The organism is Nocardiopsis prasina DSM 43845, from assembly GCF_000341265.1.
GTDB classification, from domain to species: domain Bacteria; phylum Actinomycetota; class Actinomycetes; order Streptosporangiales; family Streptosporangiaceae; genus Nocardiopsis; species Nocardiopsis prasina.
Window position 1 is genome coordinate 12,879 of sequence record NZ_ANAE01000153.1, and the last position, 14,221, is coordinate 27,099.

The 14,221-nt window shown below is 71.4% G+C and carries 16 protein-coding genes; 15 read left to right on the forward strand and 1 reads right to left on the reverse strand.

Features of this window, described 5'->3' with window-relative positions:
• Positions 1-232: 232 nt before the first annotated feature.
• The 10 genes from D452_RS0117695 to D452_RS0117740 are packed head-to-tail and all read left to right on the forward strand — an operon-like array spanning position 233 to position 7,736.
• Entirely contained in the window at positions 233-646 is a 414-nt protein-coding gene (locus D452_RS0117695; RefSeq protein ID WP_017545481.1) for a 6-pyruvoyl trahydropterin synthase family protein, read from the forward strand.
• Entirely contained in the window at positions 643-1,362 is a 720-nt protein-coding gene (locus D452_RS0117700) for a 7-carboxy-7-deazaguanine synthase QueE (RefSeq protein ID WP_017545482.1), read from the forward strand. Before D452_RS0117695 ends, D452_RS0117700 begins: the two co-directional genes overlap by 4 nt.
• A gap of 46 nt (positions 1,363-1,408) precedes the next feature.
• Entirely contained in the window at positions 1,409-2,050 is a 642-nt protein-coding gene (gene folE, locus D452_RS0117705) for a GTP cyclohydrolase I (protein WP_017545483.1), read from the forward strand.
• The gene (locus tag D452_RS0117710) at positions 2,047-2,577 is read left to right on the forward strand and encodes a phosphoribosyltransferase (protein ID WP_017545484.1); all 531 of its coding nucleotides are present in this window, start codon (positions 2,047-2,049) and stop codon (positions 2,575-2,577) included. Before folE ends, D452_RS0117710 begins: the two co-directional genes overlap by 4 nt.
• 55 nt (positions 2,578-2,632) lie before the next feature.
• A complete protein-coding gene (locus D452_RS0117715; protein WP_017545485.1) occupies positions 2,633-3,343 on the forward strand; it encodes a dTMP kinase in 711 nt (236 codons plus the stop codon).
• Positions 3,333-4,367 (forward strand): radical SAM protein, encoded by a 1,035-nt coding sequence (locus tag D452_RS0117720; protein WP_017545486.1) that lies wholly within the window; start codon positions 3,333-3,335, stop codon positions 4,365-4,367. Before D452_RS0117715 ends, D452_RS0117720 begins: the two co-directional genes overlap by 11 nt.
• A complete protein-coding gene (locus tag D452_RS0117725) occupies positions 4,364-5,479 on the forward strand; it encodes a DegT/DnrJ/EryC1/StrS family aminotransferase (RefSeq protein WP_017545487.1) in 1,116 nt (371 codons plus the stop codon). The genes D452_RS0117720 and D452_RS0117725 overlap by 4 nt, the downstream gene beginning before the upstream one ends.
• Positions 5,480-5,526: 47 nt before the next feature.
• The gene (locus D452_RS0117730; protein WP_017545488.1) at positions 5,527-6,297 is read left to right on the forward strand and encodes a nucleoside/nucleotide kinase family protein; all 771 of its coding nucleotides are present in this window, start codon (positions 5,527-5,529) and stop codon (positions 6,295-6,297) included.
• Positions 6,294-7,010, forward strand: coding sequence for an HAD family hydrolase (locus D452_RS28525; RefSeq protein WP_017545489.1), 717 nt, complete (start codon positions 6,294-6,296; stop codon positions 7,008-7,010). Before D452_RS0117730 ends, D452_RS28525 begins: the two co-directional genes overlap by 4 nt.
• Positions 7,011-7,070: 60 nt before the next feature.
• Entirely contained in the window at positions 7,071-7,736 is a 666-nt protein-coding gene (locus D452_RS0117740; RefSeq protein ID WP_017545490.1) for a 3'-5' exonuclease, read from the forward strand.
• Positions 7,737-7,744: 8 nt separating this feature from the next.
• On the opposite strand, the gene D452_RS0117745 is transcribed toward D452_RS0117740, so the two are convergent.
• Positions 7,745-8,305 (reverse strand): NUDIX hydrolase, encoded by a 561-nt coding sequence (locus D452_RS0117745; protein WP_017545491.1) that lies wholly within the window; start codon positions 8,303-8,305, stop codon positions 7,745-7,747.
• Between the two features lie 226 nt (positions 8,306-8,531).
• On the opposite strand from D452_RS0117745, the gene D452_RS0117750 reads away from it, so the two are divergent.
• The 5 genes from D452_RS0117750 to D452_RS0117775 all read left to right on the forward strand — a co-directional run bounded on the left by D452_RS0117750 (position 8,532) and on the right by D452_RS0117775 (position 14,218).
• Entirely contained in the window at positions 8,532-9,362 is an 831-nt protein-coding gene (locus tag D452_RS0117750; RefSeq protein ID WP_017545492.1) for a class I SAM-dependent methyltransferase, read from the forward strand.
• Between the two features lie 676 nt (positions 9,363-10,038).
• On the forward strand, positions 10,039-10,956 hold the full coding sequence (locus D452_RS0117755) for a DUF6282 family protein (RefSeq protein ID WP_017545493.1): 918 nt from the start codon (positions 10,039-10,041) through the stop codon (positions 10,954-10,956).
• An 889-nt stretch (positions 10,957-11,845) separates the two neighbouring features.
• On the forward strand, positions 11,846-12,598 hold the full coding sequence (locus D452_RS28535) for an HpcH/HpaI aldolase family protein (RefSeq protein WP_017545495.1): 753 nt from the start codon (positions 11,846-11,848) through the stop codon (positions 12,596-12,598).
• Positions 12,591-13,361 carry an ABC transporter ATP-binding protein gene (locus tag D452_RS28540; RefSeq protein WP_040694128.1) on the forward strand — a complete coding sequence of 257 codons (771 nt, stop codon included), beginning with the start codon at positions 12,591-12,593 and terminating at the stop codon, positions 13,359-13,361. Before D452_RS28535 ends, D452_RS28540 begins: the two co-directional genes overlap by 8 nt.
• On the forward strand, positions 13,358-14,218 hold the full coding sequence (locus tag D452_RS0117775; protein WP_017545497.1) for an ABC transporter permease: 861 nt from the start codon (positions 13,358-13,360) through the stop codon (positions 14,216-14,218). Before D452_RS28540 ends, D452_RS0117775 begins: the two co-directional genes overlap by 4 nt.
• Positions 14,219-14,221: the final 3 nt, after the last annotated feature.

Here is a 14,221-nt window from a genome sequence, read left to right on the forward strand (position 1 = left end):
GGGCGCCTCCGCTGTGGAATCGGTGCTGGATCGGCTCTCGCCATTGTCCTCGCGAGCCCGCGGGGTTGTACTCGAAATGACGAATCGGGCACCTCTCCGACCTGCGCCTCCGGGGCCGTAGGGGGACACCGCCGGTTCCGCCCCCGATGTCAGCGAACGACCTTGCCCGCGGCCCACGACCCCGACCGGCTACGGCCAGGGGCGGTGGTCCCACGAGAGAACAAGGACGCCCATGCCCGACGAGACCGTCGTCTCGCCCCCCGCAGGGACCCACACCATCGGCAAGACCTTCGAGTTCGAGGCGGGGCACCGCCTGGAGGGCCTCGCGCCCGGCCACAAGTGCTCACGCCAGCACGGACACAGCTACCAGGTCGAGGTCATCCTCACCGCCCCGGCCCTGACCGGGCCCGGGTTCGTCACCGACTTCGGTGACCTCGCGCCGTTCAAGGCGTATCTGGACACCGAGCTCGACCACCACTACCTGAACGACGTCCTCCCCTTCGAGCCGACCTCGGAGAACCTGGCCGGGTACCTGGCCGGGTGGTTCATCCACCACGTCGAACCGGGGCTGCCCGGCCGCCTGGTCGCCGTCCGCGTCCGGGAGACCACGCGCAGCTGGGCGCGCTTCGACGTGGAGCGCCCATGAGCCCCGAACGTGTGGACGGGCCCGGACTGCTCGTCGCCGAGCGCTTCGGGGTCGAGCGGCCCACCTTCCAGGGGGAGGGCCCGAGCAGCGGGGTTCCGGCCCTGTTCATCCGGCTGTCGAGGTGCAACCTCACCTGCACCTGGTGCGACACCCCCTACACCTGGGACACCTCCCGGTTCGACCTGCGGGCGGAGTCGTCGCGGCAGACGGTCCAGGACCTGCTGGTGTGGGCGCACGGTTCGCGGGTGGAACTGGTCGTCATCACCGGTGGTGAGCCGCTGATCCAACAGCGGTCCCTGGTGCCGCTGGTGCGGGGCCTGTTGGCCCGTGGCAACCGCGTGGAGTTCGAGACGAACGGCACCATCACCCCCGCCCCGGAACTGCTGGTCGAGGGCGTGCGGTTCAACGTCAGCCCCAAGCTCGCCAACTCCGGTGTCGCCGAGGACAGACGGCTCGTCCCCGAGACCCTGAAGGCCTTCGCGGCCAGCGGCAGGGCGGTGTTCAAGTTCGTCGCCCGCACCGAGGCGGACCTGGACGAGATCGACGCCCTCACCGGACGGTACGGCCTGGCCCCGATCTGGGTGATGCCCGAGGGCGCCACTCCGGAGGAGCTGATCGCGACCACGCGCGTTCTCGCCGATTCCGTCGCGGCCCGCCGATGGCACCTGGCCCAGCGTCTGCACGTGATGGCGTTCGCCCAGGCCCGTGGACGCTGACCCCGCCTACTCCGTTCTGCCCGGACCCCTTGGAAGCGAGGCCCCTGTGACGCACACCCTCAGCTCGCCCCCCGAACAGAGCCCGTCCCCGCTGCCCGAAACCGATCCCCGGACGATGCCGCCGGTCGACGTCGACCGCGTCACCGACCTGGTCGGCCAGCTCCTGTCCGCGCTCGGTGAGGACCCCGGCCGGGAGGGCCTGGCCGACACTCCGGGCCGGGTCGCGACCTGGTACCGCGACTTCCTCTCACCGGACGCCGCCAACATGGAGACCAGCTTCGCCGAGTCCCGGGTGAGCGGCCAACTGGTCGTGGTCTCGGGCATGAGCGTGTGGTCGCTGTGCGAACACCACCTGCTACCGATGCGCCTGGAGGTGGCCACCGGATACCTGCCCGGAGACCAGGTGCTGGGTCTGTCCAAGTTCGGGCGCATCGCGCGCGAGTGCGCGGCGCGTCTGCACGTCCAGGAGCGGTTCACCCGCCAGGTCGCCGACAGGGTCGCCGCCGCCGTGGGAACCCCGGACGTGGCGGTCGCCGTGCACGGCACCCACCTGTGCATGAGCATGCGGGGCGTACGGATGGAAGCGGCCCGCACCACCACGCTGGAACACCGGGGGCGCCTGGACGGCGATCCGGCGCTGGCGCAGCGCTTCCTCACCCTGACCGCCGCCCCCCGGGGAGCCGCATGAGCCAGCACAGCACCCCGACCCGTACCGACCAGGACCGGGCGGTCGTGCACCTGACGTGGCACCGGATCGGGGAGATGGTCGACCACATCGCCGAGCAGGTCCGGAGCGACGGCGCCCCCCGGGTCGTGGTGGCCGTACTGCGCGGCGGCGCCACCCCCGCGGTGTGGCTCTCCCACCGCCTCCGGCTGCGCGACGTGCGCACGGTCGAGGTCACCCACACCGCCGACGACAGCCGGCACGCCGCCAAGACCCCGGAGCCGGTGGCGGTCAACCCCGGCTCGCTGGGCGACCTGACCGGCCAGGACGTCCTGGTTGTCGACGACGTCGCGGGCACCGGTCACACCCTGGCGGCGACGGTGCGCCTGGTTTCCCAAGCGGGCGCCGCCCGGGTGCGCACGGCGGTGTGCGCGGTCAACAACGACAACTGGGTCGGCTCCGCACCCGCCGAGGCGACCATCACCTACATCGGGGAGAACACCCGCGGGTGGGTGGTCTTTCCCTGGGAGGGCGGCATCAATGAGGGCTGAACCCCCGCACGGACCCGGCGGCGAGCGATCCGCCCCCTACCCGCCGAAGGAACCCATGACCGCTCCTGTCATCCGCGCCGAACCCGCGCTCCCGCGCCCGTTGTGGGTCAGCGTCGAGGGCATCAACGGCGTCGGCAAGTCCACCGTGGCCCGGTCCCTGGCCGCCACGCTGGGTGAACGGTGCCTACTGCTCGACGAACTCACCGACCGGTCCGAGGAGACCCTGCCCGGCCGGGTCACCGCCGCACTGGCGGCCGAGGGGGACGTGTACCTGCGCACGGGCCACCCGGTCGCCGAGACCCTCGCCCTGCTCGCCCTCAAGGTCCGCGAGACCGAACGGCTCGCCGACCGGCGCCTCCCCGGGGTGGACGTGATCCTCGAGGACCGCGGTCCGGACTCGGTCGCGGTGTACCAGGCGGCGATCCTGGCCGCCCACTACGGCGAGGAGGACCCCGCCCGGTTGGCCCGGTACGTGCTGACCACGGCGCGCGCCTGGTCCCGGCTCCCGGACGCCACGGTGTGGCTCACCGGCGACCGGGCGGTGTGCACGGACCGGTTCGCCGCGCGCGTGGGCCGCACGCTCGAGCCCCGGGACCTGGCCGTGATCCATCGGGCCGAGGAGCTCTACCGTGTGCTGGCGGCAGGGGAGCCCGACCGCTACACCGTCGTGGACACCACCGGGTTGTCCCCGAGGGAAAGCGCCGAGGCCGTCGAACAGAGCGTGCGGGACCTGATCCGGACGCGGGAGGTCGCCCATGTCGCGTGACGTCACCCTGCTGTGGGGCCTGCGCAGCCCGTGCGCCTTCGCCTGCCCCCACTGTTACTTCGGGACCATCGAGGAGCACAAGGACGCGCCACCGGACCAGCTCGGAGTCCTGTCCCACCTGTCGCGCAACGACCTGTCCGGCCGGGAACTGACCGCCTTCGCCCGCACCCTGTCCGACTCACCGGTCGAACGGGTGGTCATCGCCGGGGGCGAGCCGCTGGACTGGCCCGGCGCCCTGGAGGTGATCGGACTCATCAAGGAGGCGGGCTGCCAGGTGGTGATCGCGACCAACGCGATACCGCTCACCCGGCCCCACATCGTCGAGGGCCTCGTCGCCCTGGGTGTCGACGGCGTGTCGGTCTCCCTCGACAGCGCCGACGCCCCGACCAACGACCGGCTGCGGCCCTCACGCTCGGGCCGGTTCGGCTACGACCAGGTGCTCCAGGGCATCCGGGCCCTGCTGGCGGCACGTGAGGGCCGGGCCGCCCCGCGGGTGGGGATCTACACCGTGGTCATGCGCTCCCGCCCCCAGGAGATCGGCGACGTGGCCCGCCTGGCCGCGGACCTGGGCGTGGACTACTACGTTCCCCAGCCGATCTCCCTGGCACCCGACCACGCCCTCTTCGAGAAGCACGCCCACCGCCCGTCGGACGTGGCGGAGGTGGCCGGCCAGCTCGATGACCTCTACGCCGACCCGTCCGGCCTGACCCTGCCCGACCCCTCGTACGCGCGGCGGTTCCTGGAGGCGATCTCCACCCACGACAGCGGCCGGGTGGCGGGCTGCTTCGGGGGAGCGCGGCTGTTCTTCGTCCAGCCCGACGGGTCGGTGTGGGACTGCCCCTCCGACCGGCGCATCGCCGCCACGCCCCCCGAACGGCGGCGCTCCATCCGCGGCGCCGACGCACGCACCCTCTTCGCCGAACGGCCCGGGTGCAACGACTGCGATCTGTTCAGCAGGGACTGCGTGAACATGTGGCCCCTGGTGCTGGACATGCCGCGGATACTGAGCACGGAGGCGCCATGACGGGGCTCCCGACCGTGCCCGACCGTGCACGGCTGATCGCCGCACACCTCGGCCCCGTCCTGGAACAGATGCCCGACCCCAGCGGCGGGCGCGCGGTGACGGAGCTGGAAGGCGAACTCGCCTCAGTCCTCGGTGCCGATCACGTGGTGGCGGTCTCCTCCGGCACCGCGGCCCTGCACGCCGCGCTGTCGGCCCTCGGCGTGGGACCGGGGGACGAGGTCCTGGTGCCCGCGCTGAGCGTGGTCATGACCGTGGCCCCCCTGGCCGCGCTCGGGGCGCGTCCGGTGTTCGTCGACAGCGACGCGGCCGACCTCGACCTGGACTACGACGACGCGGCCCGCAAGGTTACCTCGCGTACCCGGGCCGTCCTGCCCGTGCACCTGTGGGGCCGGATGGGTGACCCGGCGGCCCTGACCGCGTTCGCCTCCGCACACGGGCTCGCCGTCGTCGAGGACGCAGCCCAGGCCATCGGCACCGTCCGCGACCACCGGCGCGCGGGCACTGTCGGCACGGTGGGCTGTTTCAGCATGAAGGACGGCAAGGTCGTGTGGAGCGGGGAGGGCGGCTTCCTGGTCACCCGGGACCCCGGGATAGCCGAGCACGCACGCGCGTCGCGCAGCCACTGGCAGCCGCCCCCGAAGGGCCAGGCGCCGCAGAGCCGTCTGGCGACCAACACCCGCCTGGCCGCTCCGCTGGCGGCGATCGCCCGCGCCAACCTGGACCTCCTGGACGCACTGGTGGAGCGTCGCCGCGCGCAGACCCACCGCCTGCTGCACGCCCTGGAGGGGACACCCGGACTGCGCCCCCTGGTCCCGTCGCCGGACGAGGAGTGGAACGCCTACGCCCCGCTCCTGCGCCTGGACCTGCCCCGCCCCCGGGCCTTCGCCGAGCACCTGGCCGCGCGGGGCGTACCCAACTCCACCGGCAGCTTCCGGCTCGTGCCCTGCGACACCAGACCCATGTTCACCGACCAGCCCGGCGCGCCCTGCCGGGGCGCCGCCGAGATCCTCGACCACACGCTCGCCGTGATCGTGACCGAGTCCGACACCGAACCGGTGCTGGACCACCACGCCGACGTCATCGCCCGCGAGGCCGCCGCGTGGACCGGGTGAGGCACGACCCGTCCCCGCCGGCCACCTCTGGAACGGAACCCAGCCGTATGCGAAACACAGCAGTCCACCCCGCCTGTACCCGCGGGCCGCTGATCTCCGCCGAGGGCGTCAACGGGGTCGGCAAGACCTACCTGACCAACCGCGCCGTCGAGGCCCTCCGCGAACCGCCGTTGATGCTCGACGAGTTCTCCGAACGCGTACACGGCCGCCACGGACTGGGCGAGGACCTGCTGGACGCGCTGCGCGAGGCCAGCGGCAGGGACCCGTTCCTGCGCGGGGGCACCCCGATGGCCGAGGCCCTGCTCCTGATGGCCATGAAACGCCATGACCTGGACACCGTCCTGCCCGACCTGGCCGCGGGGCGGTCCGTCGTCGAGGGCCGCAGCGTCGACACCACGGCCGTGTACCAGGCCCTGCTGCTGTGTCCCGACGACCCGGAGGGTGCCCTGGACACGGCCAGGGCCCTGCTCGACCTGGCGGCCTCCTACCGTTGCCTGCCGGATCTGACCGTCCTGGTCACCGATGACGCCGCACAGGCCGTCGAGCGAGCCCAACGGCGCGACCGGCGCATCCTCACCCCTGAGCAGTCCGGGTTCCTGGTGGCCGCGTGCGAGCTCTACGAGCGGCTCGCCGCCACCGACCCGGCGCGCTACCGGGTCGTGGACCGGCGCCGGGTCGACGAGTTCGAGGCGGCCGAACTGATCCGGTCGTGGATCCTCGACGCCGGGGCCGACCTCGGATGTGTGCGGGAGCCGTGGCAGGACCCACAGACCCCGTGCCTGTGCTGCGGGCAGGGCGTGGAACCGGTGCCGGCGTGAACGCGGCGCCGCACGCGTGGACCTGTCCCGGACCCGCCTCGCCGGGCTGCGCCTCCGGAATCCCCGAGGGCGTCGAAGCGCTGATCCTGGACTTCGACGGCACCGTCGCCGACACCACGCCCGGGCACGAGCGGGCACTGCGGGCGGCCCTGCGCCCGCACGGTGTGGACCTGGACCCGCACTGGTACCGCCGCCACGTGGGCCTGTCCATCCACGACCTGGTGGCCGCACTCCCGGGCGGGGAGCGTCTGCCCCACGAGGAGATCATCCAGCGCAGCCGCGCCCACCTGCTGTCCCACGTGCGCACCATCACCCCGTTCGGCTGTGTCCTGGGCCTGCTGCGCGCCGCGCGCCGCGCCCGCCTGCCCTGCGCCGTGGCCTCCGGGGCCAGCCGCCTCCTGGTGGGGCCCGGTCTCAGGGCCCTGGGCCTGGAACGGGAGTTCGCCACCGTCGTCACCCGCGAGGACGTCCCGCACGGCAAACCGGCCCCTGACCTGTACCTGGCCGCCGCCCACCGACTCGGCGTCCCCCGGGGCGCCTGCCTGGCCGTCGACGACGCTCCCGAGGGCGTCGCCTCCGCTCGCGCCGCAGGTATGCGGGTGCTCACCGTCGTGGACGGCCACCTCGCCCCCACCGGCGCCCAGGGCACGGACGCCGTGGTCGGGGACACCGCCGGGGCGGAGGCGAGACGATCGGCTGATACCGCCTCATGATCACGCCCCCGACCGGCAAGGCCACGGAACCCAAACACCTGCGACAGGACGGTGAACCGCATGGGCTCCCTGACACGCGACCCCGCCTTTTTGGCGACGACCTTCGGGGTCATCGACTTCGAGACGACGACCCCCGCCGGGCATCCGGCCCAGCCCATCGAGGTCGCCGTTCTCGCGCTGCGTTACGAGCAGGAGGGCGGGTGGGTCGAGGCGGGCCGGACCACGTCCCTGATCCGGCCACCCGGGTTCGCGCCGGTGACGCCCGCCGACACCGCCCAGAGCGGGCTGAGCCCCGAACAGTTCACGACGGCCCCCACCCCCTCCGAGGTGCTGGGGGCGTTGGACCGGCGGTTCGCCGCGGACACCCGGTACCTGCTGGTGGCGCAGCACGCGGCCACCGAGGCCAACATCATCCACCACCAGCGCGCACACTGTCCGAGGCTGGCGCGCATCGACTACCTGGACACCATTCCGCTCGCCAAGCGCCTCGTCCCGGGCCTGGAGAACTACAAGCTCGACACCCTGCTGGCTCACTTCTCGATCCCGCACCCGGCGGACCGACACCGGGCCTACGCCGATGTCGACGTCACCGCGCAGGTGTTCGTACGGCTCATCGACGCCGCCGACCGCGCGGGCGACCCCCATGACCTCGCGGCGCTGGTGAAGGTCGCCGGACGCACGGCCAAAGCCAACCTGCCCACCCAGGAACACCTGTTCGACCTCTGACGGCCCGGTCAGCCGACGTCGGCCGGCCCCCGGATCGCTTGGGAGACGCGTTGCCCCACCAGTCGCTCCGCCGTCGTGAGGGGATACCAGGCGGCGCCCCTGACCTCCGAGCCCTGGACACGGCCCACGTCCACGTGCGCCGGCGCGCTGAAGGAGTACCCGATGTCCAGGTGGAAGTGCGCCGGCTCGCCCTTCGCCGGGCGGGCCGGAACCGGTCCGTACTCGACGTAGACGGGGGAGGGGGAGGCCGGGACGATCTGACCGGGATCGACGTCGGCCTCCTCGACCAGTTCGCGCAGCGCCGCGTCGATCAGGGTGAGGTCGGTCGGCTCCAGGTGCCCGCCCGGCTGCAACAGGATCCCGTACGCGAGGTGGTCGACCAGCAGGACCTCCTCGCCGCGCACCAGCAGCGCACCGACGGTGACGTGCATCGGATAGGTGTGCCGCGAAGCGAAGTCAGCCCCCTCGGCCAGCTGCCGTACCGGGTCGGCCAGCGGCTCCGCCTCCTGCGGATGACGATTGAGGTAGTCGGCCACCACGGCCCTGATCTGGGAGTCACCGACCGCCACGGCACACCCCCGCACCTACCGGGGAGCCGGGCTCCCCGTGCCCCGATGACAGGTGGGTACCGATGAACAGCGACACGATCAGCTCCAGAACACACGGTGGCGAAGAGGTCCGTAGCCTACTGGCGGGACCCGGCCCGTGGAGGGCCAACGCGCCACTTCACCGCCACCGAGGGGCGCCTCCCACGCACGACCTGGACCTGCCCGACCGCGGAACGGGGCGCCCGCGATGACCACGGACGCCCTCACCGGCTGGGACGAGGAGGCCACCGCCGAGGCCTACGCCGCGTTCGCGCGGGACTGGCCCATGTACAGCGACACCAGCCACGACCTCGCCCGACGCGCCCGCCTCGCCGACAGTCGCCTGGTCGTGGACCTGTGCGGGGGCACCGGCGTGACCGCCCGGGCGATCCTCGATCTCGTCCCCGCCGACGCCAGGGTGATCTCCCTGGACAACGCCGCCGCCATGCAGCGCATCGGCCGACGCACCCTGGACGACGCACGCCTGACCTGGGTCACCGCACCAGCCGAGACCCTCACCCAGCACGTCCCCGCGCACCGGGTCGACGCCGTGGTGTGCAACTCGGGCATCTGGAAGACGGACGTCCCGGCCGTGACCGCGGCGGTCCGCCGCGTCCTTCGCCCCGGCGGCCGGTTCGTGTTCAACATCGGTGGAGGCTTCGCGGGCCTGACCGACCCGAACGACCGCGCCACACCGTCGCTGGACTCCTTGATCCACCTGATCGCGGCCCGCGACCACGGACACAGCCCGCCACCGGCGACCACCAGCGGTCCGAAGCTGCCCCTGGCCACCGTCACCCGCCACCTGAGCGACGCGGGGCTCGCACTGGTGGGTGCGGAGGTCAAGGAGCAGCACACCACCATGGCGGAGCGCAGGGCCTGGTTGTCCATCCCGGTGTTCGCCCGCCCCGCCGGTGCCTTCACCCACGAACAGAGAATGCGGATGCTGGAGGCGGCCTACGCCCGGACCAGCCCCGACCAGACGACCGTGACCCGCTGGCTCGTCGTCACCGCCCAGCTGCACCGGGACCGGCCATGACGTCCGCACGCGATCACGACCCCCGTGCGTCCGAACGCCCGCGGTGGTGAACCCGCCCGGTCGGACACTGCGAAGGGCTTGTTCCGGATCTCTCCGGAACAAGCCCTTCGCTGGTCACACCGTGTGGGCGACACAGGACTCGAACCCGTGACCCGCGCCGCGTCGAGGTAGCTCGGACGGTGTGGCGCCCCGCGCCACCAGGCGGTGCGGGTCGCCCTCGGACCGGTCCGCTCCGCCAGGGCCCACCCGGGGTGGGGAGAGCGCCGAACCCGCCAGGGTCCCGGGCCTTGGTCTGGGCGCCCCGGGGGGTACAGGGCTCGGCCTCCGTCCGCGGGACGTCTCGGCGGCGAAGGCCGCGAAGCGGGCGCCCGCGCCCCGCGGCCCCGACGCCCCGCGATCCCGAAGTGCCGCAGGGCGGGCGCGGGCCGAATCAGCACGCGCATCCGCAAAGTGTGGTGGCAGCAGGGGAGTTCGGCTGCGGGGCGTCGACATCGCGACGCGAGGCGCCCTCCCGGCCGAGGCAGGTACCGCACGCTGCGAGAACGCGGCCGCGCCCCGCGAAGGAGCGCTCTGCGAGAGCCGTGCCGGGGCGAACCCACACCCGCACTTGACAGTCGCAATCCGAACATAGATGATTCAATACGAACATGTGACCCTGATCTCAGAGGTGTGCTCTATGACTCTCACGTCCCTCCCGCCCATCGCGGAGGCACTCGACGGAGCCGTCGATCTGCATTGCCACTCGGGACCGAATCCCTTCTCGCGGGAGTTCGATCACGTGGAGGCGGCCCGCGATGGAGAGCGCCTGAACATGCGGGGAATCCTGGTGAAGTCGCACCACCACAACACCGTCATGGACCTGCTCGCGATGCACCGCGAACTGGACGACGTCGCGACGCCGATCTTCGGGGGGATCGCTCTCAACGCCCAGGTGGGTGGACTCAACCCGTACGCGGTCGCGATGTCGCTACAGATGGGCGGGCGCGCGGTGTGGTTCCCCACCTTCTCCAGCCGCTGCCACTGCGAGAACGACCACCACGGCTTCCCCGAGTCCGACTACGACATCCCCAACCGCATCGTCGACGTGGTCGACGCCGAAGGCCGTCTCGTCGACGCGGCCCACGAGGTCGTCGACCTGGTGGCGGAGGCGGACGTGCTCCTCTCGGCGGGCCATCTGGAACCGGCCCAGTCGGCCCAGCTCTTCGCCGCCGCCGCCGAGCGCGGAGTGCGACGCATGATCCTCAGCCACCCGAACTTCATCGTCGACGCCGATGTCGAGCGGTGCCGCCAGCTGGCCGCCCTCGGCGGCTACATCGAGCACGAGGTCGGCATGTACGACCCCCAGGGCTTTCGCAAGTGGGACCCGGCACTGTTGGTCAAGTGGATCCGCGCCATCGGCCCCGACCACACGGTGCTTTCCTCGGACCTCGGACAACGAGGGCGCCCCATGCCCGTCGACGCCTTCATGCGCGTCGGTGAGGCCCTGCTCGATCAAGGCCTGTCGGTCGAGGAGCTCCGCCAGGTCACCTCGCACAACGCCGCCTTCCTGCTCGGTCTGGATGACGAACGGCCCGCTTCGGTCGAGGGGCGCTGAAGGATGGCCTACCTCGCGAGTGACCCACGCAGCCAACTGGCCGCTTCGAGCGGACTCGACACCGACGCCGCGCACGAACCGCAGTACTTCGACTTCAGTGAGCTCGACCCCACCGGAACCACGGGACGGGGCGGGCGCCTGTGGACGGTACGAGCCGCCAACGCCGTCGTCGTCTACGCCGAACACGCCGACGGAGACACCTTCGACCGCGAGGACGTCGACGAGACGATGCTGGTGGTCCTGCCATCCACGGGCCGCCTCACGGTGCGCACGGCGGGGGAGGTGGTCACTGTCGAACCGACGAGCGTCATCACGGTCCAGCCGGGCCCCTGGCGGTACGAGGCCGAGGGGGCGCTGCGGCTGCTGCGTCTGCACACGGTGGCCACATCGGACGTGCTGGATCAGGCGCTCAACGGCGAAGCCTATGCCGACGGCCTCGGACTCAGCGTCCGTGCCGAGCCCTGGCCCGCACCCTCGGGCGACGCCGCGATCCGCGTCTACGACGCCATCGAGGACATCGCCCCGCAGGAAGGACGCCTGGGGCGCATCCTCCGCAGCCGTCACGCCATGGTGAACCTGCTGTACCCACGCGTCGGTCCTCGGGATCCACGCACTCTGTCCCCCCACACCCACGACGACTTCGAGCAGTTGAGCTTCGTCGACGCGGGCGAGTACGTCCACCACATCCGGCGTGCGTGGGGAAACGACCGCACCGCATGGCGCTCGGACCAGCACCGTGAGATCGGCGGGCCGTCGTTGACCATCATCCCNNNNTCGGAGCCGAAGAGAACCGCATGGTCGACATCTTCGCCGGGCCGCGCGAGGACTTCTCGCGACGTCCGGGCTGGGTGCTCAACGCCGCGGACTACCCGGTGCCGGAGGCACTCCGATGAGCCGCGTGAACGGATCCGAGGGCACGCGGTGGGCCGCCTGGGTCAAACTCGACACCTGGGAGTCCACGGCCATCCTCGCCCAGGCCGGTGTCGAAGTGATCGTCGTCGACGCCGAACACACGATGCTGGACATGTCGGCGATCGCCCGGCACATCGCCGTCGGCCAGGCGCACGGCATGCGGGCGCTCGTGCGGGTTCCCGACCAGGGGCCGTCCTTCGTCCAACGGGTGCTCGACGCCGGGGCCGACGGGATCGTCGTTCCCCACGTCGACGGTCCTGAGGCCGCGGCCGAGGTCGTGTCAGCGACGCGATTCGCTCCTGAGGGGCGGCGCGGCTCCGGCGCGACCTCGCGTGCCGGAGCGTGGGGACAGGGCCCGCGAACCGACTACCTGTCCCGGCCGGTCGAGGTCATCGCCCAGATCGAGTCACTCGCCGCGCTGGAGTCCGTCGAGGACATCGCCGCGGTCGACGGGATCACCGGACTCCTCCTCGGGGCCGCGGACCTCGGACTCGACGCCGGCCGTGCCGTCAGCGACGCCGATCTCACCATCGTCACCGCCGCTCGCAGGCACGGGATCGCCGCAGGGGCGGCGGGAGGCCCCGATGGCGCCGCCCGCGCTCGCGAACTGGCGTTGGACTTCTTCGTCGGCGCCGCCGACACGACACTGCTCGCCGAGGCCGCCGTGAGTGCCGTCAGGCGCATGCGGGCCAACGAGGACCACACGGGAAGGGCGTCGCTCCATGCGTGAGCCAGTCATGAACTTCGTCCATGTCAGCAAGCACTATCGCGGAGGAACAGTCGCGGTCGACGACTTCCACTTCGATGTCGCCGACGGTGAGTTCGTCTCCATCGTCGGACCGAGCGGATGCGGCAAGAGCACACTGCTCAAGCTCATCATGGGTCTGGAACCGCTGACCGAGGGCAGCATCAGGTACCGCGCCGAAGCGCGCAACGAGTCGGCGATGACCGGCATGGTGTTCCAACAGCCGCTCCTGCTGCCCTGGAACACGGTTCTGGACAACGTGCTCGTCCCCTCGATTCTTCAGGGGCGCTCCCAGCGCAGGCGAGACGAAGGCCGGGCGCACGAGCTCCTGGAGATGCTCGGACTGTCGGACTTCGCCACCAGTCACCCCTACCAGCTGTCCGGTGGGATGCAACAACGCGTCGGGATCGCCAGGGCCCTCCTGCACGACCCGAGGATCCTGCTGATGGACGAACCGTTCGGCGCACTGGACGCGATGACTCGCGACCAGCTGACGATGGACCTGCTGGAGATCTGGGAGAGGGACCGCAAGACGGTCGTCTTCATCACCCACAGCATCTCCGAGGCAGTGCTCCTCTCCGATCGCGTCGTGGTGATGACCCCGCGTCCGGGTCGCGTCGGCGCGGTCATCGACATCGACCTACCGCGCCCGCGCACCCTCGACGTCGTGAGCACTGCCGGTTTCGGCGACTACACGCGTCGCATCAGAACCGTTCTTGACAGAGCCGAAGTGGTGGCCACTCCATGACCGCATCCAACTCCTCCTCGTCCAGGCAGACCCTGACAGTGGAACGCGAGGCCGGGAACACCGAGACACGTCGCCGGCTCTCCGACCTTCCAGGCTGGTTGCTGTCGAGCACCACAGTGCTCATCCTGCTGACCGTCTGGGAAGTGGTGGTCCGCACCTTCGACATCTCGGTGATCCTCTTCCCCGCGCCCACCCGGATCGTCCAGGCGCTCGTCGAGGGCTTCACCGACGGGCCGTTCCTGCGCCACACCTGGGTCACGCTGCAGGAGATCATCTACGGCTTCGGCATCGCCGTCGTCTCCGGACTGCTCGTCGCGGTGTGGGTGAGCTCCTCGCGTCTGGCCGAGAAGATCGTTCTGCCGATCGTCGTCGTGCTGCAAACCGTGCCGAAGGTGGCCCTCGCGCCGTTGTTCCTCGTCTGGTTCGGCTTCGGCATGGAGTCGAAGATCCTCACGACGGCGCTGATCGCGTTCTTCCCGATCCTCGTCAACGCCACGCTCGGCTTCAACTCCACCAGCAGCGACCAGGTGAACATGATGCGTTCCTTCGGAGCGACGCGTCTGCAGGTTCTCACGCGGTTGCGCCTGCCGACGGCCATCCCCAGCATCATCGCCGGTCTCGACGTGGCGGTCGTGCTCTCGGTCATCGGTGCCATCGTCGCGGAGTTCGTGGGTTCGCAGGCCGGGCTCGGCTACCTGATCATCGCCAGCAACACCTCGCTGGACGTGGCCACCATGTTCGCGGCGCTCGTCGTGCTTTCGACCATCGGTCTCGTGCTGCACTACGCGGTCGTCCTCGGAGGGCGGCGACTCGCCTTCTGGTCCGAAGAGAACCGCGCCCGCTCCGTTGCCAACTGACTC